The sequence below is a fragment of the Acinetobacter sp. WCHA39 genome (assembly GCF_002165385.1).
GTDB lineage: Bacteria > Pseudomonadota > Gammaproteobacteria > Pseudomonadales > Moraxellaceae > Acinetobacter.
Genome location: NZ_NHRP01000047.1, coordinates 1 through 18,424 on the forward strand (window position 1 = coordinate 1; position 18,424 = coordinate 18,424).

Sequence of the window (18,424 nt, forward strand, 5' to 3'; positions counted from 1 at the left end):
CGCTTTAGTATCATGTTTGAAGAGCGTGTAACCAAGTATTTTTAAAACTGTATTTACACAGAATTATTTACACCCTCCTCGACGATAACGTCCAGCTTGTCTTAATTCATCTAGTTTTTCTTCGCTGAGAATATCTGTCAATGCTTGATCGACTCCTGAAGCCATGCCTTCGATACTACCGCAGACATAAATCACCGCACCTTGATCAATCCATGTGATCAGTTCATCAGCATTGCTTCGCAAAATATCTTGTACATAGATGCGTTGTTCCTGATCACGAGAGAAGGCGAGGTCCAAACGTTGCAAGCTTCCCATATTCAACCACGCTTGAATGGTTTCTTGATAAAAAAAATCATGTTCGCGTTGACGTTCACCGAAGATCAGCCAATTGGCTGTATAGTTTTGTCGATTACGTTGCTGTAATAAACTCATCAAGCCTGCAATGCCTGTGCCATTACCAATACAGATAATTGGACGGTTATCGTCAATCAGATGGAAGGACTCATTGGTCCGAATACGCAGGGCAATGCTATGTTGCAATGGTGAAAATTCAGTGAGCCAACCTGAACCAAGACCAAGTTGATTCTGTTCATCACGTTTTTGACGAACCACCAATCTTAGGAGTTGTTGCGAAGGAATACTGGCAATCGAATATTCACGTGTAGGTAGGGTGGGGAGTTGTTCAAGTAAATCTTCAAGTGTACTAAATGGCTGAATCTCAACTCGTAGGTTTCTATTCCACAGGAGCTGTTCAATCTCTTGGTTCAATGATTCAACGACACTGTGTGTTGGAATCTGATACTTGATTAAGAAATCCTGAATGTCGGTTAAGCAATTGGCAGGCTGAATTTCTGCAATATCGCCAGCATGCCAAGTTATATCAGAAACGGAACGAAGTTCAATATTATAGGCTGCTTGTCCTAAGCTATTAGGGTTGAGCAATCTGCGTTCAGTGAGAGTCCACTGGTCAAACACTTTCTCTATATTCATGGCATGTAGTTCATGCTTAGTCACCACCGAAAGCGCTTGATTCCAACGTTGAATATCATTGCTATTGGAATTATCTACTTCGATCAAGTCAAATAATGGTTGTGCCTTGCATTGTTTTAACCATGCATCAACGGCATAACCAAAGCTGCAATAGCTGTCAGGATATTCTCTTGATCCTAGTGCAAGCACTGCGTATTGCATATGAGCTAACTCTAGCTTTTGTTGCATCAGTTTTTTGCTAAAACTTGTTGCAAGATCAGGTGCTTCACCTGTGCCATATGTGCTGATTACAAATAAAACCTGTGATGCTTGTTGTAGGTCTTGTTCAGTCAGTTGCTGAACCGGTTTAACCGTCGTTGGTTGTTGCGCTTCCTGCAAGCTGGTCGCAGTACGCCATGCCAATTGTTCAGCTACACCTGTTTGCGTCGCATAAGTGATCAGCCAAGGCTTGGCATTTGGATCAACCTGCTGTGCGTTGAGTGATTGACGTGCCGCTTGGGTCAGCTTTTTCTGCTTGCGACGTTTTAGATACAACATCCAACCCGTTACAAAGAACAGAGGCATAGCCAATGATGCCAGCATGGCAATAAATTGATAAGTCGAACCAAAGAAGCTGCCGCGATGCACAGGCAGCATGCTGCTCATGATTTTTTCATTGAGCTTCTTGTCTTCATACAGTTCAAATTTTTCAAATTTATTGTCTTGATAGTTATAAATCGCTTGGTTACGTGCACGTTCATGTTGAGGAATGGCATCGACAAAAGAGAGTTCAACTTTGGCATCCGCATTTTTGGGAATATTCAGGGTTAAACTTGAGTATTCACGACCAATCTGGGCATTTACCCCAGTCCATGTTTGCGTCAAGATAGTATTAAGCTGTGCGTTTGTCAGCTTAGGTTGTTTATCTTTGCCATGTTCATTATTTTGTTGATTACGTTGTGGCTGTTCAACGCCCATGACCTTGAACATACCTGCACGCCACCAGTCATAAGACCAATATAAGCCAGTGCAAGCAAACAGTAGGTAAAACACAACGACCCAAGTTCCTACCACTGCATGTAGGTCCCAAATAAAGTTACGACCTTTCAGTTTCGGCTTAATAAACAGCCATTGTTTAATGCTATGTTTCTTTGGAAAGCGTAGATAGATGCCACTCAATACAAAGAAAATCAGCATTAGTGTAGAAGCACCTGTGATTTGCGCTCCAAATTCTCCAACGGTTAAATTGCGATGTAAACGCTGAATAAATTGTAAGGTATCACGACCTTTAATGTCAGGTAAGACTTCGGCTGTATATGGATTGACCATCATGTTATAACCACGACGCGCACCTTCTTTTTTAATATTGACGGTAGAAGATGCTGTTGGGTCGGCAGCAATAGTAATGCTGTTAATTTCAATTTCGGGTTGTTGCTGATTGAAATGTTGGTATAACTGGGCAGGGCTAAGTTTTGGTGTTTGAGCAGCCTCAACGACATAGCTATCTTGGTTGAGCCATTTTAAAATTTGCTGTTCATAAGAATAAATTGCACCGGTTACTCCCATTAAAGAAAGTATAAGCCCTGCAGTAATCCCTAAAAACCAATGGATTTGGAAGAAGACTTTTTTAGACATGGTCAAAAATGAAAAGATAATGAAATTTATGTCAAAAATTATAACTCAAGAATACGAACATAATATGGATTTTGTAGGTAATATTGATTTTGATTCTCATTTATTTTTATATGGTTGAAAAAAAACCTCTCATTTCGAGAGGTTTTTAGAATCATAGGCGTTAAATTGACTTTGGTGCGCCTACAACTTCATTTAAATGTTTACGTACCGTGTTAAAAGGGAAATTCTTAGAATCCATACGCTTAGGTAGGATGTAAGCACCTTGTTGTTGTTCGCCTTTTGGTGTTTTTACTTTGAAATTGACTAAAATAAATTCTGGAGAGTTGTACCATTCGTAAATGTCTTTCCAGCCAATGGTCGCAGTACCTTCTTGTAATCCAACTTTCTGGCGCATCACGATACCATGGGGTTGTACGCCTAAACGGAGACCTTTAATCTCTTGAACCGGAAATTCTGTCATTTTGCGTTTAACGTACCACTCAAGACCAAATTTTTTCACAAGATAAAAAAGGATCACAGCAATGATCACAACCCAACACAATACAGTTGAGTAGGTTGAATAATACTTAATCAGTCCTGCTGAAACTAATGAAAGCACCACAAGTGCAATCATAATCATCCATGCTTTTTTACTGAATTTATTGGTACTACGCCAAATCATCAGTTGAGCTTGACGTTGTTCAGCTTCAGAGACTTCGTAAGGAACAGGTTGTAGCGTATAAGCGTATAGCGTTTTGGCGGTCATAGTTTAAAAAATGAGTTTAGAACTAAGTTAAGTTTAACACCAATTGGCACTCAAAGATATTATGCCAATGGCGGATAAATTAAAGAGAAGCAAACTCAGTGCCATCTTCGTTCGGTTCGTGACGGAGACTTTGTTTGAGCATACTTAAACGGGTTAATATGCTAAGCATAAGTGAAAGCTGCTGTAAAATAATCAGAGATTTTTGATTGTTTTCATCATTGCGATTTAAATGCTCACGTATGGTTTGCATCATATTTTGTGCAGATAAATCAGGGACTTCATCTCTAAGCAGAGCACCTTGAATATCATCTAATGCTTGATCGAGCAGGGCTAGAACCTCTTGATCTTGAATTTGTTCGCGATGAGCTCCAAGTGCAGCGATATAACTTAAAAAAGTATGACTTAAGCATAGAAACTCAAAAGCCAAAGTTTTCTGAGTAGATTCAATATTGGGTTCTGTGGCAAGTGTGGAAATAAGAGAAGCAACTTCTGCATCAGTATTGTGCGCAGCGCGCCGAACTACACGATAATTTAATGCATTATTACGACCTTGGTGATATTGCTCAATTACTTCTGCTAAGTAGGTACATTGGGCTTGTAAAGAACGTTGGATCGAGCGAGGTAGCCTGCGGAATTTCCAATCTGGCCAAATGAAACTGACCCCAAACCACGCCAAGGCACAGCCGATCAAGGTATCAATAAAGCGTGGGAAACCTGCCGCAAATGCAGAACCATCTAGATTAAAGTTAATTAAAGCGAGAATCGTAATAAAAGCTGTTGCTTGAGCATACTGTTTACTTCGAAGTTCTAAAAATAATACGCCACTAAGAACTAACATCACCAGTTGCCCTTCAACCGAAGGAATAAAATAGATGATGGTTAGCCCCACGATAATACCGATTAGGGTTCCAACAATTCGCAAATATAAGCGGCGTTTGGTAGCATTAAAGTTAGGTTGGCAAACAAACAATGCTGTTAGCAAAATCCAGTAACCGTAAGCAATATGGGTTACTTGAATAAAGACATAACCAATAAACAACACGATTGAAAGTCTAACCGCATGGCGAAATAACACAGACTCAGGGGTTAAATGTTGTTTAACACGGACTAGAATATCATTCCAACCTTTTAAATCATCATCTTTTAGTTGATTTTCTGCTTGTTGTGCATTGATTAATTTCAGATTTCTTTCTGTTTCTAAATTCTGTAATTGTGCATCAATCGATTTAAGATTTTGATAGAGTGCAAATAATGCATTGATGCGAACTTGATCGTAAAGTCCATCTTCTCTTAATTTTTCTAAGGAAACTCTTAAATTTTCAAAGCTGTGTTTAAAGCGTTTGTTATGCACATAAGGGGTACGGCTTAAAATTGATTGGGCTAAATCCTGACAGGCTTTACCCTGAATCGTGAGAATGCGTTGAAAACGGAATAAAATATCACTGTGTTGAAATACTTTCGCTAGCTTTTGATAATCAATATGTGCGGAGTCTGCACGTTCATGAATATCTTGTGCGATGAAATAGTATTGTAGACTGCGACGTGTATCTTTCTGACCGCGGTCACCTTTTAAGCGGGTTAACAGTGACATTCGCATATCATTAAAAATCGCCACCAATTTGCCATTTTCTAATGCAATATCAATCATACTTTGTTGATAACTGGATGGAGTCATGTCCACATCAAATAAGTTTGATTTAGCAAATAAAAAACTACCTAAAGCATTATAGGATGCATAAAGTTGGTCTTGTACTTTTCGTACAGGGAACAGCAAGAAACTGATTGTTGAAAGTAATCCATACCAAGCGGCTCCCAAAACTAAGAATGCTGGTTGTAAATACCATTGTTCAAATAAGTGTACACCGAGCATGGTATAGACAGAAATCACTAAACATCCGTAAGCGATGGTCGCATAACGCCGCCCCAAAGAGCCTAATAAAATCCATCCAATACAGGAAACAATTAATCCAACTGCAAAAATAATTGGGTAGGGGAATAACAATTGAACTGATGCAGCTGTGATAAAAAATCCAATATAGGTATAAATCTGATTCTGAATACGGACAGAAAAGCGATCATCAATATCACTAATTGCTGCCGCAACAACGCCTAAAGTCAGTGGAATCGTCGCAAGTTGAAAATTTAAAAGATAAGGAACGAATGCTGTTCCTGCGAAAGCAATCAGCATGCGCACGTTATACATTAACGTGGTGTTATAGGTGGTTTGTTTTAAACGTGCGAGCCAAGGATTCAATGGTTGTCCTTTTATATTCGGCAATCAATTTATGATCATGCCTGTTAACATTTTTTCAGGTGTCAGCAGACTCTAATATTATGCACAAATATGGTGAGGATGCTAAGCTTAGAAAAATAAATAAACTTGAAAAGTAAAGGATTATGCAGGTAGAACAATCGAATCAGCGTCAGTATTCAACAGCATGGATTTTGTTACTTGCTTTGTTGACAGCACTCGGTCCATTGTCAATTGATATGTATTTACCCGCATTGCCCCAAATGGCAAATGAGTTTGGGGTAAGTACCCAAATGATTGCAAATACATTACCTGCTTACTTTTTGGGTTTAGCCATAGGTCAATTAATTTATGGACCTGTGAGTGATCGTATTGGGCGCAAGCCTCCCTTATATTTTGGGCTTAGCCTTTATGTGATTGCAAGTTTGGCTTGTGCGTTTACGACAAATGAATGGGCTTTGATTGCTGCACGAATTTTTCAGGCTTTAGGTGGTTGTGTTGGTGTTGTAATTGCGAGAGCAGCTATACGTGATCGCTTAGACATGCAAGGTTCAGCTCAAGCCTTTTCAAGCATGATGATCGTAATGGGGCTTGCGCCTATTCTAGCCCCGATGTTTGGTGCATGGATTCTGACTTTTTTCCCATGGCAGGCTATTTTTTTGACGCTAGCAATGATTGGTGTGATCTGCTGGTTGTGTATACATTTCTTCTTTAAAGAATCATTAGCTATTGAACGCCGTTTAAAATTATCAACTTATCAAGTCACTACACTTTATGCTGCAATTCTAAAAGATGACAGCTTCAGATTGCCAATGTTTGCAGGTTGTTTAACTGGCGCAGCATTATTTTGTTATATCAGCTCTGCTTCAGCCGTTTTTATGGGTCAGTACGGACTGTCTCAGCAGCAGTTTTCTTATGCATTTGCATTTAATGCCGCTGGAGTTATGTTGATGTCCTCAATCAATAAGCACTTAAATACTCGAATGGGTATTTTTCAGCGGTTACGATTGGGTGGGTCGATTCAATGCTTTGGAGCAGTTGTTGTCATCAGTGCGGGGCTGATGGCGACTGCACCATTGTGGTTATTAATGTCTGGTCTTTTTTTAGTTGTGTCTGGCATTGGATTAACTGGTCCTAATGCAATGGCTTTGGCGATGTCTAAGCAGGGTGCGCGTGCTAGGACTGCGAGTGCGATTATGGGAAGTATGCAGTTTGCATGTGGTTTATTAGGTGGTGTGATTTTAAATTTCTTGTTATGGAAAGCGAGCCTCAATATGGGCATTATGATGTTAATGTTTACTAGCGCAGGTTTGTTTGCAATTTTAAAAGTTGGAAAACAGCTACAAAACAGTACCTCTGCGTAGAGATACTGTTATTTAAACAATTTACTAGTCTAAAAATACTGTAAAGTTTTCAACGGGTTCGCGGGGAGTAATGAAGGTATTTACGATATGATCAGGATCAGCATAACCTAAGGCAACGGTACATACTAATTCTTCATCTTCTGGGGCATCTAATACCTCTAAAACGATGGGATGAAAATGATTCCATGCGGCTTGTGGGCACGTATCTAAGCCACGTGCTTTTGCCGCAATCATTACATTTTGGATCATCATGGAAATATCCATTTTTGAACCAATTCCCATTGCTTTATTGACTGTAAAATAAAGTGCGACAGGCGCATCAAACAATTGATAGTTACGCAATTGTTGCGCCGCCATTTTTTCTTTTTCGCCTTTTTGAATACCTAGCAAACCATACAGTCCCCAACCATTTTCACGACGACGATCAATAAATGGTGAAATCCATGTTTCAGGGTAGTAGGCGAAAGTTTCTTGATATTGTTCAGCGAGTTCTGGTTGTTGAAAAAGTGCTTGTTGAGCAGCACAAACTCGCTCAATCATCTCGGCGCGTTTTTGGCCTGTCACCACATAAACTTTCCATGGTTGAGTGTTTGTACCTGATGGCGCACGAGCGGCAACATTTAAAATATCCTTGATTGTCTCTGTTGCAACAGGTGTATCTAAAAATGCACGTACAGAATGACGGGCTGTAATCGCATCATCCACATAACGGATTTGTTCCATGTTCATCTTAAAGTTCCTAAGCTTATGGCTCTTTCTCGTGTAATGAGACTATAAAGTAATAAGATAGATTTGAGGATGAATTTTTAGTCGTAGATTGAGATTTGACTAAAAAATAGTCGAGTAAAGATTAACGAGATGAGATTATCCATAAAATTTTTTAATTTGTTATCTTTATGTGAAAAAGAAATGTATTTGTAACACAATGAAATAGAAATAGTATTTATTGATACACGCTGAAATCGTTATGATGATTGGAATAAAAAAATACACACAATAATCTAAATTTATGCATAATACGCCCTTTTCAAAAATCGATTAGGCTTTTCTAACCAAGAAGGTGAGGGGAGTTTTCTATGATAAGCATATTTATTTACCCAATTTTATGCTTATGAAAAATGTTGAAATATACACGAATACAGGAGCTTCTCATGAGTTTACCTCTCATCCGTAAGCCGTTCATAGTTCAGGGATTGGCGTTTACCATTGCTGTCTTCATGATGAACAATGCGCAGGCTGCTAGCGAACAAGAACAAATTCAACAACTTCGAGATGAAGTAAAAGAATTAAGAGCTTTATTGGAACAATATGTTCCTCAGTCAAAACAAAAAAATAATGTACCGCAGTACGATACCCAGCGATCTACTACTGTTGTTTCAGTATCTACTCAAAATATTTCATCTAATACTCAGATGGCTGCTCAAAAATCGCCTTTGAGTTTTAATTCTGCTTCGGGTGCGCAAGTACAGCTATACGGTTTTTTACGTGGCGATGCCTCGTATCAGGCAAAAGGCGGCGATGCTATTTTTAACCGAATCAATAAAGTTGATCTCGAAGGCAATGAAAAAAATAGTGATCGTTTTTATAGTACGGCAACAGTTACGCGATTAGGTCTAGATTTTAAAGCACCCATTCAAGAAGCAGATGTTGGTGGGAAATTAGAAATTGATTTTCGTGGTGGTAGTAGTAACGATACGATTCGTATCCGTCATGCGTATATGACTTTAAACAATTGGTTATTTGGTCAAACCACATCTACGTTCTTGGCGACAGATTTACAGCCAGAAATGATTGATTTCAATTCTCCTTTAGGGATCGGTACTTATCGTACTCCGATGGTTCGCTATAGCGGAAAATTTAATCCAGACACCAGTTATATGCTTGCTTTAGAAAAAGGCAATGACGACAACCGAGCGCCAGCTTTAACCTCTAAGTTAAAATATGATTTTGATGATGGCAAAGCTACGGCTTCAGCCCGTGTTTTAGTAACAGAAGCGCGTAGCAGAGCGAGTTACGACAAGAATAATAATCAATTAACAGTTGATGATGCTGATCTAGGGTGGGGTATTGCGGTAGGCACTAAGTATAAATTTACTGATTCTTTACAAGCGATGATCGATTATTCGCATGTAAAAGGTGATAGTAAGTTTTTGCTCTATACCAATAGTGCTTTTAATGTAAATCCCAATAGTTTTGAGTTGAATCTGAATGAGTTTGATGCACTCACCATTGGTACAACTTATCAAGTTAGCCCTAAATTGCGTAGTACTTTAGCGTATGGTGCAATGTTTGCAAAAGATAATAATCAGTTTGCACAACAAGCATTTGCGGATACAACGCAGAACAAAACCTTACAACAAGGTTGGTGGAACATCATGTATTCACCAGTTACTCCGATTACGTTTGGTTTGGAATATATCTATGGCGAACGTAAAACCTTTAATGGTCTAAAAGGTAAGGATAACCGTGTAGGCGCAATGGCTCGCTACAACTTCTAGCCTAATCCTGTAAACGTAATCATCCGTGGAAACCAATCACTTTATTTGATTGAGTTCTTACAAAGAACTGTATGCTTTTTATTAAGTTGATTGAGTTTTCACTCATTTTGAGAGTTACTATTTTATTAGCTATACGATGGAAAAACCGTCTAAAAGACTAATAAAATAAACGGAAGAAGATATGGAATTTACTTTTAATGGTTTTTATACCCTGATTTCAGCCGTCATTGTGCTGCTGTTAGGGCGTTTTCTTGTCAATCAAATTGATTTCTTGCGTCGTTACAATATTCCTGAACCTGTAGCTGGTGGCTTGGTTGCAGCTATTGTTTCGTTATTGGTACATTCAATGTGGGGTTATAGCATTGTTTTTAGTAGCCAATTACAAACGAGTTTTATGCTGATTTTCTTTGCTTCAATTGGTTTGAGTGCCAATTTTATGAAGTTGAAAGAAGGTGGACTTGGGCTGGTTATTTTTCTGGTCTGTGTTGCTTCGTTTATCGTGGTTCAAAATGCTGTCGGCATGAGCCTCGCAAAGCTTTTAGGTATTGATCCTTTGGTCGGATTGATTGCAGGCTCAATTACTTTAACAGGTGGACACGGTACAGCAGGGGCATGGGGTGAAATTCTTGAAAGCCAACATGGAATTCAGGGTGCATTAGCGCTAGGCATGGCAAGTGCAACTTTTGGTTTGATTATCGGCGGCATCATTGGTGGGCCACTTGCAAAACTATTAATCAACCGTTACAGCCTTGCTCAAGAGCAATCATCCACTGCGATTAAGAATCGTGATACCCATTTAGATCAACACCCTGATGAACTCGCACCATTTGAAAATCCACATCAAGTACGTTTAATTACGGCCGATAATGCGATTACCACATTGGGTATGTTTGCGGCGTGTCTAGCATTTGCTGAGTTTATGACAGGTTATAGTAAAGGCACATGGTTTGAGTTACCAACCTTTGTATGGGCATTAGGTGGTGGTGTCATCCTGCGTAATATTTTAGAAAGCGTATTAAAAGTTGATATTTTTGATCGTGCAATTGATGTGTTTGGTAATGCATCTTTGTCACTTTATTTAGCGATGGCATTGTTGTCATTAAAGTTGTGGCAGTTAGCCGATTTGGCTGGCCCGCTAGTTGTGATTCTTGGTGCGCAAACATTGACGATGGCACTTTATGCTGCGTTTGTGACGTTCCGTGTAATGGGTAAAAACTACGATGCAGCTGTATTGGCAGCGGGTCACTGTGGTTTTGGTATGGGTGCAACCCCAACAGCTGTTGCAAACATGCAGGCGATCACAAACATGTATGGCCCATCGCATAAAGCATTCTTGATTGTTCCATTATGTGGTGCATTCTTCGTCGATCTAATCAATGCGACAGTGATTCAACTCATTTTGAAATTCTTTATCTAAGTCGGATCAAAAGCCCCATGCGGGGCTTTTTTGATTCATCCATTGTTATCGTATATGTACTTGATGTGCATGTAATTTTTTAAGCGAATAAGTGATGAATGAACAATTAAATGCCACGCTGATGTCGTGGGTACAATTCTTGAATGATCCGCTTTGGAATTTCTTGGTCATATTGTTGGTTGCGGTTGGGGTGTTTTACACATTAGCTACGGGTGCGGTACAGCTTCGTTTATTCTTGCACAGTATCCGTGTGATGAAGGGTAGTCGTAAAGAAGCGCAAGATGAACATGGGATTACTCCATTTCAGGCTTTCGTAACAGGTTTGGCAAGCCGTGTTGGTGTTGGTAACGTTGCGGGTGTAGCGATTGCAATCGCAATTGGTGGTCCTGGTGCTGTGTTTTGGATGTGGGTGACTGCTTTCCTTGGGATGAGTTCTGCATTTGTTGAATCATCACTCGCTCAATTATTTAAAGTGAGAGATCATCAAAACAAGCAATTTCGTGGTGGACCTGCGTACTATATTACTCAGGGCTTAAAACAAAAATGGCTGGGGATTGTTTTTGCACTGTCACTCATTCTGGCTTATGGCTTTGTATTTAATGCCGTGCAGGCAAATGCGATTATTGGGGCAACCTCACATGCATGGGGGTGGGATAAAGCCAATTTTGTATTGGGTCGTGGTAGTCTTAATTTTGAAGTGTCATGGGTTGGTATTGCATTGGTGGTTATGACGGCATTGATCATCTTTGGTGGGATCAAGCGTATCGCCAGGGTTGCCGAAGGTATTGTTCCTTTCATGGCATTGCTTTATATCATGGTCGCCTTGTACATCGCGATAACCAACTTGCCGATGTTGCCTGAGATTTTTAAACTGATCTTCACCGAAGCATTCCAGTTTAATGCGGCAGCAGGTGGTTTCTTTGGTGCGATGATTTCTATGGCAATGATGATGGGCATCAAGCGTGGCTTGTTCTCCAACGAGGCAGGCATGGGTTCAGCGCCAAACGCTGCTGCTGCCTCTGATGTGAAGCATCCTGTGAATCAGGGGCTGGTACAAATGCTGGGTGTATTTGTTGATACTTTCGTGGTGTGTTCATGTACTGCGATCATCATCATGGTGTCTGGTCTGTATCATGAAGCTGGCTTTGAGGGCGTGACATTGACCCAAAAAGCATTGGAGAGCCAAATTGGTGGTTGGGGTGGAGGCTTCCTTGCCATTATCCTGTTCCTGTTTGCCTTTACCTCAATTATTGGTAACTATGCCTATGCTGAAAGCAATGTACAGTTCATTAATGACAACCCAAAGGTCATGTTCATTTTCCGCCTGCTGGTATTGGCAATGGTCTATTTCGGGGCGATCACAAGTGTACCTTTAATCTGGTCAATGGCCGACCTTTCAATGGGCTTGATGGCCACCATTAACCTTGTGGCAATCCTGCTGTTAACACCAATCGCACGCATATTGTTGAAAGATTATACCTCTCAGCTTAAAAAAGGGATCAAGGAACCAGAGTTCAAGATTGATCAATATCCTGAGTTAAAGAAAAAAGTAGATTCTGATATCTGGTAAGTTATTGGATTTATAAAGGCTTACTTCACTAAATTAAAGCCCCTTTCGAGGGGCTTTTTATCAATATATTGTGGATATATACATAAAAATTGATACAGCATTTCACCAATAATGGCGTTAAAATTAAAAGATAGAACCACGTAGATATGGCAATACAGCATATGAAACAGCTTAAATTATTGACGCTTGGACTTTCAATGGTGATTTTGGCGGGTTGTCAAACGACTTCGCATTTAAAACCTTTAGTTGAAGATGCCCAAGTACAAGCAGTTGTTCAGCCCTTTGCACATATTAATCAACAAGAAAAAAGACCCGTTGTTGCCTTAGTACTCGGCAGTGGTGGGGCACGTGGATATGCTCATATCGGCGTACTTGAAGTGTTGGAACAGCAAGGTATTCGCCCTGATTTTATTGTAGGTACAAGTGCAGGCAGTATTGTAGGTTCAATTTATGCAAGTGGTAAATCCGCTGCAGAGTTGAGAGATATTGCGCTTAAGCTTAAGGCTACCGATGTAAGAGAAGTGAATATCAGTTTAAAAGGTTTCTTTGATGGTAAAAAAGTTGAGGACTATGTGAATGAGCAAGTCCAAAACATTCCTTTACAGAAGTTAAAAATCCCGATGTATGTGGTTGCAACGGAATTAAAAGACGGCACCAAAACTGTATTCAATTATGGTAATACAGGCCAAGCAGTACGTGCATCTGCTTCGATTCCAAGTATGTTTATACCAACCAAGATCCGTAATGTGGAATATGTTGATGGTGGCCTAGTCAGTCCTGTGCCTGTACAGGTTGCACGGGATTTAGGCGCAGATGTGGTGATTGCAGTGGATATTTTGGCACAACCTATTCATACTGAAACCAGTAATGTTTGGGGGCTATTCAACCAAAATATCAACATTATGCAAGGACGTTTGGCTGAAGAAGAATTGAAAAATGCAGATATTGTCATTCAGCCTGATCTACGTGAAAAAGCGCATATCTTTGATATCAAAGGCCGTGAAATGACTATGCAAGCGGGTGTTGATGCTGCAAAAGAAAAACTGGCCAATATTCAATGGGTAATTAAAAGCAAAACAAAGCAAGTTGATTTAAATCAACAGGATTTAGCTTTAAAAATGAGTAGCCTTGAGCCATAGTTTTTGCAAAATATTGAATTAAGGATAGACAGCGATAATGTTTAAGTTCGTCTATCCAGTTGATGTTTATTAAACAAATTGTAAATACGCTACAAAAAGCTATCAAAAAATTGAGAAAACAGGTAAATAACTACCATTCATTAAACTTTTTTATCAGACAAATTTAAGTTTGAAATTATAGGATGACGTTCCAACGTCAATAGCAACACTACAAGGATTGTTAAACGCGATGTTTAAATCTTTTTTTCCTAATCCACGCTTGTTCTTTATTTCAGTCGTTGTGTGGTTAGCCCTGAATATGCTGCTTTGGTATACAGGTGGTCATAGTTGGGGTGAATATCTTGGTTTTCCTAAAGGTTATGCTGATGCTGAACTTTCGGTCGGGGTCAGCCGTTTTTGGGAATCTTCATCACTTTGGTTCTATTTGTGGTTTATAGTTACTACAGGGTTGTTTGCAGGATTCTGGCGGTTTTTTTCTGATAACAAGTGGCAAAACTGGTCAATATTGGGATCTGCATTCATACTGTTTAATATCTGGTTTGCAGTACAGGTGAGTGTTGCTGTCAATGCTTGGTATGTTCCATTCTGGGATTTGATTCAGAGAATGTTGACCAATGGTGGTGGGAATATTGCTGATTTATATAGAGAATCAATGGTGTTTCTATATATTGCAATGGTTGCAATTACTCTTGCCGTCGTAAATTCTTTTTTTACCAGTCATTATGTATTCCGTTGGCGGACAGCAATGAATGAATATTATACTGAACACTGGCAGCAGTTACGTCATGTAGAAGGGGCAGCGCAACGTGTGCAGGAAGATACCATGCGGTTTGCTACGATTGTGGAAGATTTAGGGGTTGAGTTTGTAAAGTCTGTGATGACACTGATTGCTTTTTTACCCTTATTATTTCAGCTTTCAAAACATGTTCCTGTGATTCCATTGGTTGGAGAATTACAATATTCTTTGGTCTGGGCTGCCATTACATGGGCAATCTTCGGTACAGTTTTACTCATGGTGGTAGGTGTTAAATTACCAGGACTACAGTTTAATAATCAAAAGGTTGAAGCAGCATACCGTAAAGAATTAGTTTATGGTGAAGATCATGCTGATCGTGCACAACCTGCAACGTTAAAAGAGCTTTTTGGACGTGTTCGTAAAAACTATTTTCGATTATATTTTCACTATACGTATTTTAATTTAACCGCCTCATGGTATGGTCAACTCGATGTGCTCTATAGTTTAGTCGTCTTATTTCCTGCAATTGCGGGGGGATTATTAACACTCGGTTTAATTAATCAGATTCGTGGTGTCTTTATACAAGTTGGGACATCTTTCCAGTATCTTGTTAGTTCATGGAAAACGATTATTGAACTGTTATCGATTCGAAAACGTTTAAAAGCGTTTGAATCCATTCTTGATAGTGATTAAGTTCTTTATCAATAAAAAACCTGCCACTAGCAGGTTTTTTTGTGTCCATGATTTGATTAATGAGTCGCATTGTAAAAATTTAGAATTGTTCCAACCAAATGCTGTTGTGATTGATCAATGGTGACTTTGATTTCTCTAAAGTTAAACGTGTCTTCATCTTGATATTTGGCTACGCCATGTGTTCTGTTCTTCAGCTTAGGAATTTGATAACTAAAGAAAGCGATTTGTTTTGAAGGGTGTACGATCTTTAGTAATTTAAGTGGATCTTGATAACCGCCGTATTCATATTCCACACTTTGTTTTAAAAGATGCGGAAAATAAAGCGTCGCATTTGGCATGCCGCAACCTACACAAAATGATTTTAAATTTGACCAAACTCAGTTTGCTTTAAGCTCATATCTTCTGCAATAAAATGACATATGACAAGTGTAGATCAGCCCTTTAAACTGTTTTCAAGTTTGATAATAAATATGAGTAATACAGAATGATACCAGTGAAGAATATACTTTCAGTTTGCTGCTTTATGGCACTCAGTTCTACTAGCTTCGCACAAGAAATCAAAGGGATTTCCTTTAGTCATCAGGAATGGGAAATATACTGTAGCAATACAGGAACCTGCCGAGCAGCAGGCTATCACAATGAATCCAGTGATGATTATCCAGCATCTATCCTATTAACACGTCAGGCGGGCAAAGCTCAGCAAGTCACAGGTGAGTTTGCTTTGGGTGATGGGTTTACCGAACCTCAAATTCCTAAAAATCAGCTTAAAAATATTCATTTTTATATCAATGGCAAGGATTTAGGGCTTGTCTTGGTGGATGGCACTGAATTCCCTCTTGTGGGTAGATTGACCACAACACAGGTGAATGGATTGTTGCAACAGGCTAGTGGAAAAGCAGATATCGTATTTAAAAATAACCGACTGCAATGGAATATTTCGGATGCAGGCATGACCGCAAGCTTATTAAAAATGGATGATTTTCAGAAACGTGTTGGAACAATAGGGGCATTGGTCAGGAAAGGAAAAATAAACGAAGCAAAAGTTTTAGCGGCTCAACCGAAATTGCTGGTGAAACAGGTTAAAACAGCCAGCAAACCTTATTTAACTCTACAGCCTAATAATAAGCAGTATCAGTCAGTGTATAAATCATTGATGGCAGCACAACCTACACCCAAACAAGATGGTTTTTGTGAGGGAGTTTATACGAGTGATGGCGTAAAAACTCAGTCGATTGAACTCTACAAATTAAGCAATAAAAAAGTATTGGCAACGACTCTGTGCTGGCGTGGAGCATATAATGAGGGGTATGGAGCTTGGGTGCTGGATGAGTCTTTAACAGGAAAAGCAATTTTTGTGACCGAACATGCCTCAGATTTTGGGGATGGGATAATCAGTAGCTCACAAAAAGGTCGTGGTATAGGGGATTGTTGGTCGAGTGATGAATGGGTCTGGGATGGTCAGAAATTTGTACATACCAAAGATATGTGGACAGGCATGTGTAAAGGGCTTGCTGCGGGCGGAGTATGGGAACTCGATAAAATTGAAGCCGTTGTAAAATAAAGCGTTACGCCAATAAAAATAGCCTAAGGAAATATCATGCTGAATCATAAAATTCATTTACGTGGGCTGATTTTAACGGTTTCATTCAGTTGTTTTAGCACTTCAATTATTGCTGCGCCGTTGCAAATTTTAGAATTTAAAAAAGGGCAACTCAGCCAAACGGAACAGACACAGCTATGTGAACAGGTGAAAGACTTATGTCAGCAGCGTGCGCAATGGCGTAGTTTAAAAGCTACTGACCAAAGTTTATGGTTATTGTCAGATGGAAATGTTGCTCAATTTGGCATCTCGACCACTGGATTTAAATTGTTGCAACAGTGGCATATTCAATTATCTCCTGCGGATGAAATGGCAAGATCGGGGCAATATGTTTTTCCTAAGCTATTTCCTATGGATCCAAATCGTTATGCCATTGCAGTGATTGATACCTTTTCGGAAATGTATTCGGGTGGTGGAGCAGGAATTGAACGTGCCAGCTTTTACGAGTTAAAGGAATCAGGCAAAACACATCGTTTTATTGAAAATTATCCGTTTAGTTTTAATCGTATGATTCGGGCGTGTTTCTCAGAACAGGATTATGAAAGTTCTAGAGGCAAATGCCATGATGAAGATAGTTTGAGTCTGGATATTCGTCCAATTAAGCCGATGCTTTGGCAATTCCGTTATCGTTATAGTTTGGATGTATCGCCTGCATCGGATTCAGGTGAGAAATCATTTAAGGGTAGCCGAAATCTCAATATTGACTTAAACAAAGTATCAAAGCAGCCAAATATTCCTGCAAACTGGGATTATCAAGGGCAAGGCTAAGTTAATTCGGTTTTAGATTTTGCTAAAGCTTTAAGTCCGTGGACTTATGCAATTTACAGCGTCATAACAGATGATTTGTATAGTGCGTGGTACACAAAGAGACTGATTGCTTTTTGGAACTGTGCTTATGTCTCATACTATTTATACCTCATCTCGCCGTAAATTTTCTCATTTGAGCCGTTCTGTAATCATGGCTGCGGCTGTGTTGGGAACAACCCAAGTGGCAATCGCAGGGCCAACCGTTGATCAACTGAGTGATTGTTTGGTGAAAGCCACGACGGCAGCGGATAAAACCACAGTTTTACAATGGACGTTTACCGCTTTGGCAGCGCATCCTGATTTAAAGGGTTTTAGTAGCGTTACACCTGAGCAGAAAACGCAGTTGGACCAGAAGTTAGCACAGGTGTTACAGCGTGTGATTGTGGATCAGTGTTCGACACAGACTAAGTCTGTGATTCAGGCTGAGGGGATTCAAGCGGTTGGAGAGGCTTTTCAACAGTTAGGGCAAAGTGCGGGTGAGGATATTGTCAAAGATCCAGCGGTCAGACAGCAGTTGCAAGGTACCTTGCGTTATATTGATTTAAATAAATTGGTCACCACATTTTTAACGCCTGATATTTGGAATAAGTTGGGTTTGGTGAGGTAGTATCTATTCTAATGGGAAAAGTTTTTAATCACGTATAAAAGATTTAGAAAGTTGGATACATTCTAAGTCTTCGAGTTTGGTGATAGAGTGCTATCTTTGATAGTTATATTGTTAGGGGGTTAAGTATTTGAGTTAATTATGATTTTTTAAGCCCCTTACTAAAAGAAAGATAGCTAACGCCACTTTGTAAGTAAGGGGGAGATAATATGTAAAATTAGTTAATATTTAGGATTTACATTGACTTGTATTTCAATAGATTTCGCAAATTCATTTAGCTTTTCAATTAACTCAAGAATATTATCTTTCGATATGTTTAGAGACTGTAAATAAAACTGTGTAAACGCTTAGACTATCCCTCAACGCTGTTAGGGGCAACACAGGTGTTTACCATGA

13 protein-coding genes and 1 pseudogene are annotated in these 18,424 nt (G+C 39.5%); 9 read left to right on the forward strand and 5 right to left on the reverse strand.

Annotated elements, in window-relative coordinates; genetic code table 11:
- Positions 1 to 63: 63 nt before the first annotated feature.
- The 3 genes from CDG56_RS15440 to yccS form a co-directional block, all read right to left on the reverse strand.
- Positions 64 to 2,604 carry a PepSY domain-containing protein gene (locus tag CDG56_RS15440; protein WP_087548358.1) on the reverse strand — a complete coding sequence of 847 codons (2,541 nt, stop codon included), beginning with the start codon at positions 2,602 to 2,604 and terminating at the stop codon, positions 64 to 66.
- A 160-nt stretch (positions 2,605 to 2,764) separates the two neighbouring features.
- On the reverse strand, positions 2,765 to 3,349 hold the full coding sequence (locus tag CDG56_RS15445) for a YcxB family protein (protein WP_005161985.1): 585 nt from the start codon (positions 3,347 to 3,349) through the stop codon (positions 2,765 to 2,767).
- A gap of 79 nt (positions 3,350 to 3,428) precedes the next feature.
- Positions 3,429 to 5,603 carry a YccS family putative transporter gene (yccS, locus tag CDG56_RS15450; protein WP_087548359.1) on the reverse strand — a complete coding sequence of 725 codons (2,175 nt, stop codon included), beginning with the start codon at positions 5,601 to 5,603 and terminating at the stop codon, positions 3,429 to 3,431.
- A 143-nt stretch (positions 5,604 to 5,746) separates the two neighbouring features.
- On the opposite strand from yccS, the gene CDG56_RS15455 reads away from it, so the two are divergent.
- A complete protein-coding gene (locus tag CDG56_RS15455; RefSeq protein WP_087548360.1) occupies positions 5,747 to 6,964 on the forward strand; it encodes a multidrug effflux MFS transporter in 1,218 nt (405 codons plus the stop codon).
- Positions 6,965 to 6,988: 24 nt separating this feature from the next.
- On the opposite strand, the gene CDG56_RS15460 is transcribed toward CDG56_RS15455, so the two are convergent.
- Positions 6,989 to 7,693, reverse strand: a complete 705-nt coding sequence (locus CDG56_RS15460; RefSeq protein ID WP_087548361.1) for a nitroreductase — start codon at positions 7,691 to 7,693, stop codon at positions 6,989 to 6,991.
- Between the two features lie 422 nt (positions 7,694 to 8,115).
- Between CDG56_RS15460 and CDG56_RS15465 the strand changes: the two genes are divergently transcribed.
- The 5 genes from CDG56_RS15465 (at position 8,116) to sbmA (ending at position 15,017) form a co-directional block, all read left to right on the forward strand.
- Positions 8,116 to 9,462, forward strand: a complete 1,347-nt coding sequence (locus tag CDG56_RS15465; RefSeq protein ID WP_087548362.1) for a DcaP family trimeric outer membrane transporter — start codon at positions 8,116 to 8,118, stop codon at positions 9,460 to 9,462.
- A 181-nt stretch (positions 9,463 to 9,643) separates the two neighbouring features.
- Positions 9,644 to 10,879, forward strand: a complete 1,236-nt coding sequence (gene gltS, locus CDG56_RS15470) for a sodium/glutamate symporter (RefSeq protein WP_087548363.1) — start codon at positions 9,644 to 9,646, stop codon at positions 10,877 to 10,879.
- A 94-nt stretch (positions 10,880 to 10,973) separates the two neighbouring features.
- The gene (locus tag CDG56_RS15475) at positions 10,974 to 12,449 is read left to right on the forward strand and encodes an alanine/glycine:cation symporter family protein (protein ID WP_087548364.1); all 1,476 of its coding nucleotides are present in this window, start codon (positions 10,974 to 10,976) and stop codon (positions 12,447 to 12,449) included.
- Positions 12,450 to 12,610: 161 nt separating this feature from the next.
- Positions 12,611 to 13,588 (forward strand): patatin-like phospholipase family protein, encoded by a 978-nt coding sequence (locus tag CDG56_RS15480; RefSeq protein ID WP_087548368.1) that lies wholly within the window; start codon positions 12,611 to 12,613, stop codon positions 13,586 to 13,588.
- Between the two features lie 229 nt (positions 13,589 to 13,817).
- Positions 13,818 to 15,017, forward strand: coding sequence for a peptide antibiotic transporter SbmA (sbmA, locus tag CDG56_RS15485; protein ID WP_087548365.1), 1,200 nt, complete (start codon positions 13,818 to 13,820; stop codon positions 15,015 to 15,017).
- 56 nt (positions 15,018 to 15,073) lie between these two features.
- Here the strand turns inward: sbmA and CDG56_RS15490 are convergent.
- Positions 15,074 to 15,376, reverse strand: a pseudogene (locus CDG56_RS15490) (DUF4850 domain-containing protein); the annotation flags it as partial.
- A gap of 125 nt (positions 15,377 to 15,501) precedes the next feature.
- On the opposite strand from CDG56_RS15490, the gene CDG56_RS15495 reads away from it, so the two are divergent.
- The 3 genes from CDG56_RS15495 to CDG56_RS15505 all read left to right on the forward strand — a co-directional run bounded on the left by CDG56_RS15495 (position 15,502) and on the right by CDG56_RS15505 (position 18,031).
- Complete coding sequence (locus CDG56_RS15495; RefSeq protein WP_087548366.1) at positions 15,502 to 16,578, forward strand: DUF1176 domain-containing protein; 1,077 nt, start codon at positions 15,502 to 15,504, stop codon at positions 16,576 to 16,578.
- A 36-nt stretch (positions 16,579 to 16,614) separates the two neighbouring features.
- Complete coding sequence (locus CDG56_RS15500; RefSeq protein WP_087543224.1) at positions 16,615 to 17,385, forward strand: hypothetical protein; 771 nt, start codon at positions 16,615 to 16,617, stop codon at positions 17,383 to 17,385.
- 127 nt (positions 17,386 to 17,512) lie between these two features.
- Positions 17,513 to 18,031 carry a hypothetical protein gene (locus CDG56_RS15505; protein ID WP_087548367.1) on the forward strand — a complete coding sequence of 173 codons (519 nt, stop codon included), beginning with the start codon at positions 17,513 to 17,515 and terminating at the stop codon, positions 18,029 to 18,031.
- Positions 18,032 to 18,424 lie beyond the last annotated feature (393 nt).